Source organism: Streptomyces sp. Alt3 (genome assembly GCF_030719215.1).
Taxonomy (GTDB): domain Bacteria; phylum Actinomycetota; class Actinomycetes; order Streptomycetales; family Streptomycetaceae; genus Streptomyces; species Streptomyces glycanivorans.
Genome location: NZ_CP120983.1, coordinates 4723581 through 4738867, shown reverse-complemented (window position 1 = coordinate 4738867; position 15287 = coordinate 4723581). Strand labels below are relative to the sequence as shown.

Sequence of the window (15287 nt, the reverse complement as noted above, 5' to 3'; positions counted from 1 at the left end):
TGGTACGTCAGCCGAAGATCAACTAACGGAACGAAACTGTTTCGTACACTTCGAAGGTACTCCCCGTTCGAGCGAAACGAGACAGTTACGCTTGTGTCCTGCACCACAAGTTGCCGCGGGCCCTTCGCGCGGAAAGCATTGGAGGGTGAGTGACGACGTCGCGTATCTCCGTTTCCCGCACCTCCACAAGGACTTGCTCTGCTTCGCGGCGGAGGACGACCTATGGGTCGCTCCCCTCGCCCCGGCAGGACAGCGGCCCGGCCGGGCGTGGCGGCTGACCGTCGACCGGACCAGGGTCGGTCATCCGCGCTTCTCGCCCGACGGCAGCCGTATCGCCTACACGACCTGGCGCACCCTCGATCCCGAGATCCACCTCGTCCCCGTCGAGGGCGGGCCCGCCCGCAGACTCACCTACTGGGGATCGACCGATGCCCGGGTCTGCGGCTGGAGCCCCGACCCCGGGGACTCGTCGCAGATCCTGGCCGTCTCCTCGCACAACCAGCCGTTCTCCTACTTCTCGTGGGCGTACAGCGTCCCGACCGACGGCAGCCCCGGCGGAAAACTCCCCTGGGGGCCCGTCTCCGACATCGCGGTCGCCGACATCGACGGCGAGCGGCGGACCCTGCTGCTCACCGGGAAGCCGCCGCACGAGCCCGCGGCCTGGAAGCGGTACCGGGGCGGCGCCATGGGCCGGCTGTGGCTGCACGGCGAACGGCTGCTGCCGGACATCGGCGGCCACCTGGACGCGCCCATGTTCGTCGGGCGCCGGATCGCCTTCCTCTCCGACCACGAGGGCGTCGGCAATCTGTACTCCTGTCTGATGGACGGCAGTGATCTGCGCCGGCACACCGACCACGACGCGTTCTACGCCCGGCACGCCTCCAGCGACGGCCGCCGGGTCGTCTACCAGTGCGGCGGGGACCTGTGGCTGGTCGAGGACCTGGAGTCGCCGGACGCGGTGCCCCGGAAGCTGGAGGTGCGGCTCGGCGGCCCCCGGACCGGCCGGCGTACGTACCAGGTGCCGGCGTCCAGCCATGTCGACTCGCTGTCCGTCGACGAGACGGGCCGCGCGAGCGCCGTCTCCGTGCGCGGCAGCCTGTACTGGCTCACCCACCGCGACGGCCCGGCCCGCACGATCGCCGACACCCCCGGGGTACGGGTCCGGCTGCCGGAGATGCTGGGCAGCAGCGGACGGGTCGCGTACGTCACCGACGCGGAGGGCGACGACGCGGTCGAGATCGCCTACCTACCCCGGGCCAGCGGCGACCGTCCGCCCCGACGGCTGGCAGCCGGACGGCTGGGCAGGATCCACGAGATGGTCTCCGACCCGGAGGGCGAGCGGCTGGCCGTCGCGTCGAACGACGGCCGGCTGCTCCTGCTGGACACCACGGAGGACGACGTCGAACCGGCCGTGGACCTCCTGGGCCCGGACGGGGATCCCCCTGAAGGGCCCGTACCGCCCGAAGAGCCGGACCAGGGCGTGGCCCCGCCGAGGACCGTCGCCCCGCTGGACGTCCTCACCAGGACGGCCGACCCCGGCGATGCGCCGCAGGGCGCCGGGCCATCGGACGACGGGGACGGGCCTCCTGACGGCGGAACCCCGGACGAGGCTCCGGCGGACGGAACCCCGGACGACGGGCTCACCGAGCTCATCCGCTCCGTGAACGGCCCGGTCCGCGATCTGGCGTTCTCCCCGGACGGCCACTGGCTGACCTGGTCGCACCCCGGCATCGGCCGCTCGCTGCGGCAGATCAAACTCGCCCGGATCACCGGCCCCGGCGCCCCGGTGATGGTGGACGTCACCAACGGCCGCTTCGAGGACGAGAACCCCGTCTTCACGGGCGACGGCCGCTATCTCGCGTTCCTGTCCTGGCGCGGCTTCGACCCGGTGTACGACGTCCACACCGGCGACCTCTCCTTCCCGCTGGGCTGCCGCCCGTATCTGGTCCCCCTCTCCTCGGCCACCCCCTCCCCCTTCGCCCTGCTCCCGGACGGACGTCCGGCGGCGGGCGGCCTGGACCCGGTGGACGTCCCCGAGGGCCCGGTCGAGGGAACGACGGTCATCGTGGAGTTCGAGGGGCTGGAGAACAGGGTGACCCCGTTCCCGGTGTCGGCGTCGAAGTACTCGGCGCTCCAGCCGGTCAGCGGCGGCGGTCTCGTCTGGCTGCGCTGGCCGATCTCCGGCGCACTGGGCGAGACGTTCGCGAACCCGGCGGACATGTCGGGCCGCCCCACGCTGGAACACTTCAACATCGCCAAGGCCCGCAAGACCGAACTGGTCGGCCACCTGGACTGGTTCGCGGTCAGCGGGGACGCGACCCGGCTGGTCGTCATGGACGACGGCGAACTGCGCGCCGTGCCCTCCAACGAGAGCGGCGACAACGACACGACGGTCTTCCTCGACCTGCGCCGCATCCTGCACGACGTCGACCCGGCGGCCGAGTGGCGCCAGGCGTACGGGGAGGCGGGGCGGATCATCCGGTCCTACTTCTGGGAACCCGACATGTGCGGCATCGACTGGGAGGGCGTGCTGGACCAGTACCGGCCCCTGGTCGAACGGGTCTCCTCCCCCGACGAGTTCGCCGATCTGCTGCGCGAGGTACTCGGCGAGCTGGGCACCTCCCATGCCTACGTCTCGCCCGCCCGCCGCAACGAGGGACCCCCGCACTACCAGCGGGCGATCGGGCTGCTGGGCGCCAACCTCGTGTGCAGGGACGGCGAGTGGATGGTCCAGCGCATCCTGCCGGGCGACTCCTCGGACTCGAAGGCGCGGTCACCGCTCGCCGGTGCGGGCATCCGGGACGGCGCCGTCCTCACCCACGTCGACGGCCGGCAGGTGGACCCGGTCGCGGGACCGTACCCGCTGCTGACGGCGGCGGGCGGCACCACGGTGGAGCTGACGTTCCGCCCGGCCGGAGGCGAGTGCGGCGGCCGGTCACGCCGTATCGCGATCGTCCCCCTGGTCGACGAGCGTCCGCTGCGCTACCAGGACTGGGTCGCCAAACGGCGCGAGGTCGTACGGGAGTTGAGCCACGGCAAGTGCGGATACCTGCACATCCCCGACATGGGCGGCTCCGGCTGGGCGCAGTTCAACCGCGATCTGCGGCTGGAGGTGTCGCGCCCGGCACTGATCGTGGACGTACGGGGCAACGCGGGCGGCCACATCAGCGAGCTGGTCGTCGAGAAGCTCACCCGTACCATCCTCGGCTGGGACCTGACCCGCAACGCCCAGGCGGTCTCGTACGCCTCCAACGCCCCCCGGGGCCCGGTCGTCGCCCTCGCGGACGAAGCCACGTCCTCCGACGGCGACATGATCACCGCCGCGTTCCGGCTGCTGAAGCTGGGACCGGTGGTGGGCCAGCGCACCTGGGGCGGAGTGGTCGGGATGACCGGGCGGCACCGGCTCGGCGACGGCACGGTGATCACGGTGCCGATGAACGCGGCCTGGTTCGACACCTACGGCTGGTCCGTCGAGAACCACGGTGTCGAGCCCGACCTGGAGGCGCTGCGCACCCCGCTCGACTGGGCCGAGGGGCGCCACGCGGTGCTGGACGACGCCGTCAGGGTGGCCCTGGACCTCCTGGCCGCCCACCCGGCGGCGACACCCCCCAGCTACGACACCGCCCCGAATCTGCGCAGGCCCCCGCTCCCCCCGAGGTGACCTGCCGGGCCGCCCCTCCGGGGCAGGTTCAACCGGCCCTGGACGCACGAGAAGGGGCGTACCCGGCACCCGGGTACGCCCCAACAGACCGCGGACGTCAGACGCGTCGGCCGTCAGCGCTCGGAGCGCTCACGCGCCTGCTCGCCGGCGTCGCGCGCCCGGTCCCGCGCCTCGGGCCGACGGCCCTGCGCCTGGTCCTGGGCACGCTCCGGGCGGCCGGCGGAGCGCTCGCGCGCCTCGGGCCGCTTGCCGCCCGCCTTCTGCTGCTTGGCCTGGTCGGCGAGCTCCTGCGCCTTGTCCTTGAACTGGTCTGCGATACCCATGCTGTTCACTCCTATGTGGGTGCGTGGGGTCGGCCCCGGTGGGACCTCGCTCAGACTTACACACCCGGACATTCACCGCATTTCGATCATCCGCCCTGGACGCGCTCCGTCTGATCGGCCCGTCCTCCGGCCCCCACGAGCCCCTTGCCGACGCCGTCGAGCCGGGGCCCGAAGCGCTTCATCTCGCGCTGCCCCACGGTCCCTATCACCGTCGGCAGGTACCCCCGGATCGACTGCATCCCGCGCAGCCACCACTGGGCGTAGACGTGCGCGGAGCGCCGTTCGATCCCCGCCACGATCCGGTCGACCGCCGGGCCCAGGGGGTAGGTGCGGTTCGTCGGCCACGGCAGCCGCTGCCTCAACTCCCGCATGACGTCGTCCTCGTCGGCGCCGCGCACCATGTCGGTGTCGGTCCAGGACAGATAGCCGACCCCGACCTTCACGCCCCGGTAGCCGACCTCGCCGCGCAGACAGTGGGCGAACGCCTCCACGCCGGACTTGGACGCGCAGTACGCGCTCATCATCGGCGCCGGGGTGATCGCGGCCAGCGACGCTATCTGCAGGAAGTAGCCGCGGCTCTCCATCAGCACCGGCAGGAAGGCCCGCGCGGTGACCGCGCCGCCTATCAGGTTCACCTCGATGACCCGCCGCCACGCCTCCGGGTCCGAGTCGACGAGCGGCCCCCCGGTGGCGACACCGGCGTTGGCGACGACGACGTCGATCTTCCCGAAGCGCTGCTTGACCTCTTCGGCGACCCGGCTCATCGCCACGTGGTCGGTGACGTCGGCGTGCCAGTGGTCGCTCTCGGAGTGCAGCCGCTCCGAGACCTTCTTCAGCTCGTCCGGCTCCAGGCCGACCAGCGCCAGCGTGGCGCCCCGCGCCGAGAGCTTCCGGGCCAGCAGTTCGCCCACTCCCCGCGCCGCGCCCGTGACGACGACGACCTGTCCTTCGAGACTGCGCCTGCCGCTCATGCGACCTCCTCCTCGCTCACGGCTTCCGCCGTGCTGCCCGCACCTTCAAGAGTGACGTACGAGGCCACCAGCTCGCGGAGCTTCGCCGTGACCACCTCGGGCGCCTCGACCGGTGTCATGTGCCCCATGCCCGCCAGTTCGGTGAGCCCGAGGCTGTGCGGCAGCGCCGCCTCGACGGCCCTCGCGTGCACGGGCGGCGTCAGCCGGTCCTCCGTACCCGCGATCACCGCGGTCGGCAGCCGCAGCTCACGCAGCCGCGCCTCCAGGTCCAGCTCCGCGAGCACGTGCCCCCAGGCGACACGTGCCCCGCGGGGACACGCATGCACGATCCTGGCACAGATATCCACGCGTTCCGGGGCAGAACCACGTCCCATCGTGGCGTACTTGAGGATCATCTTCGAAACCGCGTTGACCGGCCCGAGGGGCGCACGCGCGCCGAGCACCGCCGCGGTCATCCGGGTCCGGAGGGCACCGGCCCGCAGCGGGAGCACCAGCGACTCGGCCGTCAGCCGCGAGCTGCCGGTGCTGCACAGCAGCACGGCCGCCCCGTGCTCCCGTACGGCGTCACGTCCGGCGGCCGCCATCAGCGTCATCCCGCCCATGGAGTGCCCGCCGAGCACCGCCTTCCGCCCCGGTTCGAGCGTGGCTTCGAGAACCGCTTCGAGGTCGTCGGCCAGTGCGCGCGTGCTGTATCCGCCGGGGCCGGCCTCGGGGCTGCGGCCGTGGCCCCGCTGGTCGTAGACGACGACCCGGTGGTCCACCGCCAGATCGCGCACCTGCGCGTCCCAGAAGCGGGTGTTGCAGGTCCAGCCATGGGCCAGGACCACGGCGGGCGCGTCCTCGGGCCCGTGCAGTTCGACGTGGACGCGCGCACCGTCGGCCGAGACGACACTCAGCTCGCGTACGGGCACGGGTGCGGACATGTCCGCCGCCTGCGTCAGCCGGCTCATCGTGCGGCCTCCTCGGTCACGGCCTGCGCCGCGGTTCGGGTGAGTGCGGGGGGACGGACGACCTCGTACTCACCGAGGTCGACCGATCGGGTGGCCCGCCGGAACTCGGCAGTCGTGCCCGGCCAGACCGTGGTGTTGCGGCCGTTGGCGTCGAGGTACCAGCTGGTGCAGCCCCCGGTGTTCCAGACGGTCCGCTTCATCCGCTCCTGGACCCGCCGGTTCCAGGCGCCGACGGCGGAGGGCCTCGCGTCGAGTGCGGCGCGGCCCCCCAGGACGTCCAGCTGGCGCAGGTAGTCGGCCATGTAGTTCAGCTGGGACTCGATCATGAGGATCATGGAGGAGTTCCCGAGCCCCGTGTTGGGGCCGATGATCGTCATCCAGTTGGGGAAGCCCGCGGCGGTCGCACCCCGCAGCGCCTGCATCTCGTCCTTCCAGGACTCGGCGAGGGTGATGCCGTCGGCGCCGACGACCCGGCTGGCGATCGGCATGTCCGTCACATGGAATCCGGTGCCGAGGACGATCACGTCGGCCTCGGTCTCCGAGCCGTCCGACCCGACCAGGGTCGATCCCCGCACCTCGGACAGACCGGAGTCGACCACGTCGACATTCGGCTGCGCGAGCGCCGGGTAGTAGGCGTTGGAGAGCAGGATGCGCTTGCAGCCGATGCGGTACGAGGGCGTCAGCTTGGCCCGCAGGGCGGGGTCCTTGATGGCACGCGCCATGTTGGACTTGGCTATCGACTCGACGAGCCCGAGCTGGTTGGGATGCTTGGTGAAGGCCCCCACCTGCAACTCCCGGATCCCCCAGAGGAGTCCGCGGCGCGCGGTGGCGGTGAGGGGGAGCGCCCTGTGCAGCCACTTCTCGGCGCCGCTGATGGCACGGTCCATGCGCGGCATCACCCAGGGCGGGGTCCGTTGGAAGAGGGTGAGCCGGCCTTCGGCTGGATCTCCGGGACGATCTGGATCGCGGAGGCGCCGGTGCCGATCACCGCGACGCGCTTGCCGCTCAGGTCGTAGTCGTGGTCCCACTGCGCGGAGTGGAAGACCTTGCCGGGGAAGTCGGCCAGCCCGGGGATGTCCGGCAGCTTCGGGTCCGACAGCGGCCCGGTGGCGGACACGACCGTGTCGGCGGTGATCGTGGAGCCGTTGGCCGTCTCGATCACCCAGTGCAGCTCGTCGTTGTCCCAGCGCATGACGGTGACTTCGTGGTCGAGCCTGATGTGCGGGCGCAGCCCGAAGGTGTCGGCCACGTGCTCCAGGTAGGCGCGGATGTGCTGCTGTCCGGAGAAGGTGCGCGGCCAGTCGGGGTTGGGCGCGAACGAGAACGAGTACAGGTGGGACGGTACGTCGCAGGCGCAGCCCGGGTAGCTGTTGTCTCGCCAGGTGCCGCCGACGGAACCGGCGCGTTCGAGGACCAGGAAGTCGGTGATGCCTTCGCGACGGAGGCGGACCGCGGCTCCGAGTCCCCCGAATCCGGATCCGATCACCGCCACTCGTACGTGCTCGTGCTGGGCCATGCTGCCGCCTCCCCGCGGTACGTGCCACGACTCTGCCAGCAATCACTGGCATGGTTGGGAGGGTAGAGCAGCTCCGTACCGATGGGTAGGGGGCGGGACGAGGAAAGTTACCGGCGGTACAACATAGGGTGCGGGGGTGGCTGAAGGACGCGAGCACCGTGAGTACCGCATGGAGGAGCTGGCCGAGGAGGCCGGCATCACCGTGCGCACCCTGCGCTTCTACCGGGAGCGCGGCCTGATCCAGCCACCCCGCCGCGAGGGCCGCATCGCCTGGTACGACGACCACCACCTGGCCCGGCTGCGCACCATCACGGGCCTGCTGGAACGGGGCCACACCCTCAACGGCATCGCCGACCTCGCCGCCACCTTCGACAGCGGCCGCGACGTCGCCGAGGTCCTGGGCCTGGGCGAACCCACCGAGGAGACCCCGGTCCGGCTCACACCCGAGCAACTCGCCGACTACTTCAAGGACCAGGCCACGGCGGAGAACCTCTCCGCCTCCATGGAGCTTGGCTACCTGGGGATCGACGGCGACGAGATCGTCCACATCAGCCGGCGTCTCCTGGACGCCTCGTCCGAACTGGTACGGGCCGGCGTCCCGCTCGACGCCGTGCTCTCCTCGGGCCGCCAGGTGCGTGAGCACGCCGACGCCCTGGCCGACCTCTTCGTACGCGTCCTGCGCACCCACACCGCCGACAGCGATCCGGAGCAACTGCGCACGCTCGCACACGCGGTGGTCGACGCCGAGCTGTCGATGGCTCTGGACCGCAGACTGCGTGAGGACAAGACCCCGGACGGGCCCGGGGAATGACGCCGGACCCCAGGAGTGACGCGGGTCAGCCCGCCGTCGGCCCCTGCGGCGCCGGGGGACGCACGAACGTGTGGCTCCGCTCCACCTTCGCCACGTGCAGCGTGTAGCTCTCGTACCACTCGGCCCGCCCGCGCTCCTGCGCCTCACGGTGCTCGGCGTGGGTCCGCCACGCCGTGAGCGCGTCGGCGTCACGGAAGTACCCGACGGTGATGCCCAGCCCGCCGGGCGTCTGCGCGTGGTCCATCCCCAGATACCCGGGGATGCCCTTCACCAGCTCCTCCATGCGCGCGTCGGTCTCGCCGTAGCCGTCCTGGCTCGGAGTGCGGACCACGGTGAAGACAGCCACGTAGTAGGGCGGTTCAGGGGCCTCGACGGGCGCGACAGGCTCTGAGGAGTGAGCGCTCATGGCGTCACCGTAGAGCGGGCGCACCGGCCGATCCAGCGCCTTCACCGAACAGGCCGGACACCGTGACGCACCGGCCGGTACGTCACGGGCGTACGTACCGGTGCGTCACGGCCGTTCGTAGGTGACCGTCACCGGCGCGTGGTCGCTCCACCGCTCGCCGTGCGTGGCGGCACGCTCCACCCACGCCTTCGCCGCGCGCCCGGCGAGGCCCGGGGTCGCCACCTGGTAGTCGATCCTCCAGCCCGCGTCGTTGTCGAAGGCCCGGCCTCGGTAGGACCACCAGGAATAAGGGCCATCCTGCTCCGGATGCAGCGCGCGGACCACGTCCACGTACGCCGCCTCGTCGAACACGCGGGTCAGCCACTCCCTCTCCTCGGGGAGGAAGCCGGAGTTCTTCTTGTTGGACTTCCAGTTCTTGAGGTCGGCCTCGCGGTGGGCGATGTTCCAGTCGCCGCAGACCACCACCTCACGACCGCCGGCGGCGGCCCGCGCCTTCAGCCCCTGGAGATAGGGAAGGAAGGCCGCCATGAAGCGCTCCTTCTCCTCCTGCCGCTCCGTGCCGACCTCACCGGACGGCAGGTAGAGGCTGGCGACCGTCACCCCGGGGAGATCCACCTCGACGTAGCGGCCGGAGGTGTCGAACTCCTCGCTCCCCGGCACCTCGAACCCGCCGAACCCGATCTGGACACGCTCCGGCGCGCGCCGCGTGAGGATGCCCACACCCGCACGCCCCTTTGCCGCCGCCGGGGCGTACACGGCGTGCCAGCCCTCGGGCTCACGCACCTCCTCCGGGAGCTGCTGCGCCTCCGCGCGGACCTCCTGGAGGCAGATCACCTCGGCCTCGGTCCGCCCCAGCCACTCGACGAAGCCCTTCTTCGCGGCGGCACGGATCCCGTTCACGTTCACGGTGGTAACAGTCAGCATCCAGGTACAGTACCTACGCGGGGCGTGCGCATACATGTACCATTATCCGCATGAATATCCAGCCGCGGCCGTTCGATCACCCCGACGCCGTGAAACTCAACGACTTGGTGCAGCTCGAGTACGCCGAGCGTTACGGCGACGAGGGCGACGTCACACCGCTCGACGCCACCATGTTCGACCCCCCGCACGGGCTGTATCTGCTCACCTACGACGAGCAGGACCGTCCGCTGGCCACCGGCGGCTGGCGCAGCCAGGAGCGGAACCCGGAGGGCTACTCCGACGGCGACGCCGAGATCAAGCGCATGTTCGTGATCGCCGAGGGCCGCGGCCGGGGCCTCGCGCGCCGTGTCCTCGCCGCCCTGGAGGCCGACGCACGCGCCGCAGGCCGGACCCGCATGGTCCTGGAGACCGGGGACCAGCAGCCCGAGGCGATCGCGCTGTACACGTCGAGCGGCTACACGGTCTGCGAGAAGTTCGGCCACTACCGCACGTACGACAGCAGCATCTGCATGGCCAAGCCGCTGGTCGAGCCCTCCTGAGACGCCTGCCTGCGTCAGCCTGAGGCGGTCCGCGACCGCTCAGGGCACCCGCGCCACCCCGACGTGGAACCCGCTCCGCTCGTACACCGGGGCCGGCTCCTCCCGGTACCACTCGGGTGCGGTGACCAGCCCCGGCTCGACGAGTTCCAGCCCCTCGAAGAACGGCTCGACCTCGGCGCGCGTACGCATGCGCAACGCGATCGCGCCCTTCCTGTACGCGGACTCCGTCTCCTTCCTGAGCTCCGGATGCTGGTCGGCGGTCCCGTGCGAGAGAACCAGGTGACTCCCCGCGGGCAGCGCCTCGACCAGGGTGCGGGTGATGCCGTAGGGATCCTGCTCGTCGGGCAGGAAGTGCATCAGCGCGATGAGGGACAGCGCGACGGGCCTGGTGAAGTCCAGCAGCTTCGCGGCCCGTTCGAGGATCTCCTCCGGCTGCCGCACATCGGCGTGGATGTAGTCGGTGGCGCCCTCCGGACTGCTCACCAGCAGCGCCTCCGCGTGACGCAGCACGATCGGGTCGTTGTCCGCGTAGACGACCCTGGCGTGCGGGGTGACGGCCTGGACGACCTGATGCAGGTTGGGGGCGGTGGGGATGCCGGTACCGATGTCCAGGAACTGGTCGACACCCTGCCCGGCGAGCCAGGCGGACGCCCGGTGCATGAACGCCCGGTTCCGGGCCGCGTTCGCCCTCGCCTCGGCGGGCAGCTTCTCCGCGACCTCCTGATCGACCGGGTAGTTGTCCTTCCCGCCGAGCAGCCAGTCGTAGACCCGTGCCGGGTGCGGCTTGCCGGTGTCGATACGGGAGCTGGGTATACCGGCTGTCACAGGGCGCCCTCCATACGGAACCACGGACACACGACCCGCGCCTGACCTGCGCGACCCTCAACAGCGTTCACCAGGAGGGCGGGTGAGCGAGGACGGCCCAGGCTACCGTCCGGCCGCCCTGACGGAAGGGGTCACTCCTCCCCCGGCCCCGATCGCGGGCGAGGCGTCGATCTCGGCCCACACGGTCTTGCCCGGCGCTCCGTCGCGGGGCACCACACCCCACGCCTGGGCGAGCGCCCCCACGATCACCAGCCCCCTGCCCGGCTCCGCCTCCGACCTCGACCTCGACCTCGACCTCGACAGGCCTGGCAGGCTTCCGTCCGGGACGGGCCACCGCTCACCCCGCGTGTCCGAGACCTCCACACGGATGCTGCCCCGCGCCGGCCGTACCAGCCTGAGCAAGGCCCCTCGTCCCGGCACCAGCCCGTGCGTGACCGCGTTGGCGGCCAGCTCGCCGACGACCAGGCTGACGGTGTCGTTCGCCTCGGTGCCGTAGCGGTGACCCCACTCGTGGACACGGTGCGAGGCCAGCCGCCGGGCGAGACGGGCACCACGCGGGGTGGCGTAGAAGCGGAGCTCGAAGGTGTCGCCCGAGGGCTGCGCGGGAGTCGTCATACGCCGAAGATCCCGCGCCCCGGACAGCCCTGACCAGCACCGACACCCGTACGGAACGGCTCTGTCGGGGCACACCCGGTCCGGGACGGGGCTGTACGGCAGGCACGCCCGCTCACCCGCACGGAGTGCGTGCCGGGAAACCGCCTCGCGCCGGACCCGGCCGGTCATAACCTGCTGCCCTGATGCCACTGAGGGCGGACCGGGAGCGAGGAAGCATGGACGGTGCGGTGACGGTGACCGGTACCGCCGAGAGCCCCGTGGACCCGGGCGCAGGATTCCTGCGCAGCTTCGGCCGCCAGGTGAAGCTGCTGCGCGAGGCTGCGGGACTCACCCAGGCGGAACTGGGAACGAGCGTCGGCTACGGCGAAGCGCACATCGCCTCGGTCGAGCAGGGACGGCGCATCCCGAAGCCCGAGATGGTCGAGGCGATGGACCGCGCGGTGGGCGGGCGCGGGGTTCTGGTGGCGATGAAGGGAGAGGTGGAACGGGCTCGTTACCCGTCGTTCTTCCGGCAGTACGTCCGCCTGGAGGCAGAGGCAGCCCAACTGCACGCCTACGACAGCCATGTGGTGAAGGGCCTGCTCCAGACGGAGGAGTACGCACGGGCGGTGTTCGAGATGTGGCGCCCCCTCCTGGACGCCGACACGGTGGAGCAGCGAGTGGCCGCACGCATGGAGCGACAGAGGCTCTTCTCACGCCGACCGGCTCCGCTGCTGAGCTTCGTCATCGAAGAGACCGTCCTCCGACGCCCGCTCGGCGGACGGATTGTCCTGCGCGCCCAGTTGGAGCAACTCCTGCTCCATGGCCACGAGCGCAACATCGAGATCCAGGTCATGCCGACCGAACGGGAGGAACATGCCGGGCTGGCGGGGGCGTTCACGTTGCTACACATCGGGGATCGGCGCAGGATGGCGTACATGGAGGTGCAGAACGAGAGCGCACTGCACTCGGATCCGAAGAAGGTCGGCGCCTTCGAGTCCACCTACGGAGTGCTCCGCGCGCAAGCGCTCACTCCGAGGGAGTCGCTGACCTTCATCAAGAAGCTGTTGGGAGAGCAATGAAGACTGAACTGCCGGCGTCGCCGACGGACGCGCCGAACTGGTTCAAGAGCAGCTACAGCGCGGGCAACGGGGGCGACTGCGTCGAGGTGGCGGCAACCCCCACCTCCGTCCACGTCCGCGACTCCAAGCACACGGACGGGCCGGTCCTGACGGTCGGGCAGGGTCAGTGGGCCGCGTTCGTGCGGATGACGGCGCGAGGCTGAGCCCCGTCCCGACTCAGGGCATCCGCAGCTTGTCGCGGAGGATCCGCACATGGGCCTCGATGTCCCGCTCGGCGACCGGTACGTCAGACGTCGGGACCGCCCCTTCCGGGGCCCGGCGGCAGGCGCGGCAGAGGCCGTCGGGCAGGGCTTCGGCCGGTCCGGGGCGCCCGCATTCCGTGCATTCGACCAGGACGGTGCGTACGGACGCGGCCGGAGCGGCGACGGCCTCCGGCAGTCGCGCCGGAACCTTGTCGGTGAGGCGGCGACGGACGAAGCCGACCGGCGAACCGATCCGGTCGGGCAGTCCGGAGATCAGGGCCCGGGTGACGTACTCGGCGTCCACGCCGCGCTCGAACCAGGCCGCCGCCAGGCCCTCCAGGACGGCGCAGTCGGCGGCGGAGAGCGCCAGACGCGGTTCCACACGCCCGAGTCGGGCCAGGGCCAGGTACGCCGGGGACGGCCCCTCGGCGGCAGCGGCGACCGGAGCTTCAGGGACGCGCTGCCGGGGAACGGCGGGCGTCGCACTCTCCGGCTCCGTGGGCGCCGCCTCCACGGCGGCCTGTCCGACGGCGGCCTGTCCGGGAGTCCCGTCGGCGTCCGACGCGAGCTGCGCCGCCCACCACTCGTTGTCGCGGGCGGTGCGGGACCAGAAGGTGAGGGTGACCCAGCGGCTCTGCCCGAGGCTCTCCACACGGCAGCGCACATGTCGGAGGTGCCCGGCCACGGCCAGCCGCCTGAGCGCGGTGCCGATGGCCATCTGGCCGTACAGCGGAAGGTCCTTGGCCAGGGACTTGATGTCCATGGCGGCCCCGTCGGGCAGGTGGTCGACGTAACCGGCGAGATACCGCTCCCGCTCGGGCAGCAGGGCGAAGTCAGCGGGACCGGGGAGGCGTTGACCGGGCGCGGATCGCTTGCCGTAGCCGGTGCGGGCCTGGCGGTACGGGCGCGAGGGTGCGGGTGCGTGCGGGGCGGAGCTAAGGTGCTGGGCAGCCACGAGATCGTCTTTCTTGGTTGCGATCTTGAGGTCAGACCCCGGCCGGTGCGCTAACACCGCGTCGGGGTCGACGCGTTGTGGGCACCGTAAACAGTCGCGACTCTGCGCCGCAACTCGCTCACGATTAGTCATACTTGCTGGCCGTGACGGGGTGGGGAGGGTGGGGAGGTTTCCTCAACCCCCTTTTTCCACCCCCCGGATGAACAACAGGGCTCGACCCCCGGACCTCGGATCCCGGCTCCCGAAGCCCGAAGCTCAAGCGCCGGACAGGGGACCGTTCATGGCCCCTCGAACGAGTGATGCGGCGATTCCGGAGCTCGGGCCCCGAGCTTCGGGGCCCGAGCTTCTCGTCAGAACGCGGCGAGGCGGTCCACCAGCAGGCCCACCCTGACCTCGGTGTGCTCCGGCGGGAGCCGTCCCGCCCGGGTCAAGGTGACCAGCCCGTGCAGGGCCGCCCAGAACGTCTCGGTGTACAGCCCCGGGTGGACACCGTCGCCCGCGACTTCGCCGAGGGTCTCCAGCAGGGCGGCGAAGGCGTCCTTCAAGGGCTCCGGCGTGTCCTCCCGTGCGTACGCGAGACCGCCGTCGAGCTGGAAGATGGCGTCGTAGACCGCCGGGTTGCGTGCGGCGAAGTCGAGGTAGGCGCGGGCGAGGGCGGTGACCCGGGCGCGCGGCCCGTCCGCGGCGGAGGTCGCGGCCCGCACCGCCGCGGCCATCTCTGTGGCACCTTCCAGGGCGACCGCGCCGATGATCTCGCGCTTGCCCCGGAAATGGCTGTAGAGGACGGGCTGACTGTATTCGATGCGCTCGGCGAGCCGACGGGTGGTGACCGCGTCCCAGCCCTGCTGCTCGGCGAGTTCGCGGGCCGTGGCCACGATGAGGCGCTCGCGGCCCGCCCGCTCACGCTCCTTGCGTTCCTGGACTGACATGTCGCGACCCTAGCACCGCTAGACAATCGAGCGGCAGCAGGACTAGCGTTGCTTCATCAGCTAGCAACGCTAGATCCCAGGGGGCTCGGCATGCTCGACGCACTTCAGGTCTTCACCGTCGTGGTCGTCGGTGTGATGGTGGGGGTGGAGTTCTCCGTCGCCTTCGTCATGAACCGCATCTTCGACGCACTGCCCGGCGACGGCGGCCAGCTCGGCCGCGCTCACGGAGGCCGGATGCTCGGCGCCGTGATGCCGTTCTGGTACATCGGCTCGCTCGTCCTCGTCGCGGTCCGGGCCGTCGCGGGGTGGCACCACGACGGCACCGGCCTCACCGTCACCGCCGGCGCGCTGCTGATCGTCAGCGTGATCATGTCGGTCCTGCTGCTCGTCCCGATCAACAACAGGGGCAAGACGTGGACCCCGGAGAACCGGCCCGAGGACTGGAAGGAGCAGATGAACCGCTGGGACCGCTTCCACTACGTCCGCGTCGCCGTCATCGTCGCCGCCTTCACCCTGCTGGTCGCCGCCGTCGCCTGAGCCTGCGGGCGGGCACCCGTCG

General features: G+C 71.2%; 15 protein-coding genes and 1 pseudogene. 6 read left to right on the top strand and 10 right to left on the bottom strand.

What is annotated here, in order from left to right:
* Positions 1-145: 145 nt before the first annotated feature.
* Positions 146-3661, top strand: a complete 3516-nt coding sequence (locus P8A20_RS20980; protein ID WP_306104026.1) for a S41 family peptidase — start codon at positions 146-148, stop codon at positions 3659-3661.
* Positions 3662-3774: 113 nt separating this feature from the next.
* On the opposite strand, the gene P8A20_RS20975 is transcribed toward P8A20_RS20980, so the two are convergent.
* The 4 genes and pseudogenes from P8A20_RS20975 to P8A20_RS20960 all read right to left on the bottom strand — a co-directional run bounded on the left by P8A20_RS20975 (position 3775) and on the right by P8A20_RS20960 (position 7421).
* Positions 3775-3984, bottom strand: a complete 210-nt coding sequence (locus P8A20_RS20975) for a hypothetical protein (RefSeq protein ID WP_147963852.1) — start codon at positions 3982-3984, stop codon at positions 3775-3777.
* An 86-nt stretch (positions 3985-4070) separates the two neighbouring features.
* On the bottom strand, positions 4071-4955 hold the full coding sequence (locus P8A20_RS20970; RefSeq protein ID WP_147963853.1) for an SDR family oxidoreductase: 885 nt from the start codon (positions 4953-4955) through the stop codon (positions 4071-4073).
* Positions 4952-5905, bottom strand: a complete 954-nt coding sequence (locus P8A20_RS20965) for an alpha/beta fold hydrolase (protein WP_147963854.1) — start codon at positions 5903-5905, stop codon at positions 4952-4954. Before P8A20_RS20965 ends, P8A20_RS20970 begins: the two co-directional genes overlap by 4 nt.
* Positions 5902-7421, bottom strand: a pseudogene (locus P8A20_RS20960) (flavin-containing monooxygenase). Before P8A20_RS20960 ends, P8A20_RS20965 begins: the two are co-directional and overlap by 4 nt.
* Before the next feature lie 169 nt (positions 7422-7590).
* Between P8A20_RS20960 and P8A20_RS20955 the strand changes: the two are divergent.
* The gene (locus P8A20_RS20955; RefSeq protein WP_147964149.1) at positions 7591-8232 is read left to right on the top strand and encodes a MerR family transcriptional regulator; all 642 of its coding nucleotides are present in this window, start codon (positions 7591-7593) and stop codon (positions 8230-8232) included.
* Positions 8233-8257: 25 nt separating this feature from the next.
* Here the strand turns inward: P8A20_RS20955 and P8A20_RS20950 are convergent, their stop codons facing one another.
* Positions 8258-8638, bottom strand: a complete 381-nt coding sequence (locus tag P8A20_RS20950; protein ID WP_147963856.1) for an antibiotic biosynthesis monooxygenase family protein — start codon at positions 8636-8638, stop codon at positions 8258-8260.
* Positions 8639-8743: 105 nt separating this feature from the next.
* Positions 8744-9562, bottom strand: coding sequence for an exodeoxyribonuclease III (locus P8A20_RS20945; protein ID WP_147963857.1), 819 nt, complete (start codon positions 9560-9562; stop codon positions 8744-8746).
* 50 nt (positions 9563-9612) lie between these two features.
* Here P8A20_RS20945 and P8A20_RS20940 point away from each other — a divergent pair, with 50 nt between their 5' ends.
* Positions 9613-10101, top strand: coding sequence for a GNAT family N-acetyltransferase (locus P8A20_RS20940; RefSeq protein WP_306104025.1), 489 nt, complete (start codon positions 9613-9615; stop codon positions 10099-10101).
* A gap of 39 nt (positions 10102-10140) precedes the next feature.
* Here P8A20_RS20940 and P8A20_RS20935 read toward each other — a convergent pair whose 3' ends face one another.
* Both P8A20_RS20935 and P8A20_RS20930 read right to left on the bottom strand, forming a co-directional pair.
* Positions 10141-10926: an SAM-dependent methyltransferase gene (locus P8A20_RS20935; protein ID WP_147963859.1), complete on the bottom strand. Its 786-nt coding sequence runs from the start codon at positions 10924-10926 to the stop codon at positions 10141-10143.
* A 102-nt stretch (positions 10927-11028) separates the two neighbouring features.
* Positions 11029-11541 carry an ATP-binding protein gene (locus tag P8A20_RS20930; RefSeq protein WP_147963860.1) on the bottom strand — a complete coding sequence of 171 codons (513 nt, stop codon included), beginning with the start codon at positions 11539-11541 and terminating at the stop codon, positions 11029-11031.
* A 215-nt stretch (positions 11542-11756) separates the two neighbouring features.
* On the opposite strand from P8A20_RS20930, the gene P8A20_RS20925 reads away from it, so the two are divergent.
* Together P8A20_RS20925 and P8A20_RS20920 are read left to right on the top strand one after the other, a co-directional pair.
* Positions 11757-12602, top strand: coding sequence for a helix-turn-helix domain-containing protein (locus P8A20_RS20925; RefSeq protein ID WP_147963861.1), 846 nt, complete (start codon positions 11757-11759; stop codon positions 12600-12602).
* Positions 12599-12805, top strand: coding sequence for a DUF397 domain-containing protein (locus tag P8A20_RS20920; RefSeq protein ID WP_147963862.1), 207 nt, complete (start codon positions 12599-12601; stop codon positions 12803-12805). Before P8A20_RS20925 ends, P8A20_RS20920 begins: the two co-directional genes overlap by 4 nt.
* Before the next feature lie 13 nt (positions 12806-12818).
* Here the strand turns inward: P8A20_RS20920 and P8A20_RS20915 are convergent, their stop codons facing one another.
* On the bottom strand, positions 12819-13799 hold the full coding sequence (locus P8A20_RS20915) for a MarR family transcriptional regulator (protein ID WP_306104024.1): 981 nt from the start codon (positions 13797-13799) through the stop codon (positions 12819-12821).
* A gap of 350 nt (positions 13800-14149) precedes the next feature.
* Positions 14150-14728: a TetR/AcrR family transcriptional regulator gene (locus P8A20_RS20910; protein ID WP_147963864.1), complete on the bottom strand. Its 579-nt coding sequence runs from the start codon at positions 14726-14728 to the stop codon at positions 14150-14152.
* Between the two features lie 90 nt (positions 14729-14818).
* On the opposite strand from P8A20_RS20910, the gene P8A20_RS20905 reads away from it, so the two are divergent.
* Positions 14819-15265: an anthrone oxygenase family protein gene (locus tag P8A20_RS20905; protein ID WP_147963865.1), complete on the top strand. Its 447-nt coding sequence runs from the start codon at positions 14819-14821 to the stop codon at positions 15263-15265.
* The last annotated feature ends 22 nt before the right edge of the window (positions 15266-15287 follow it).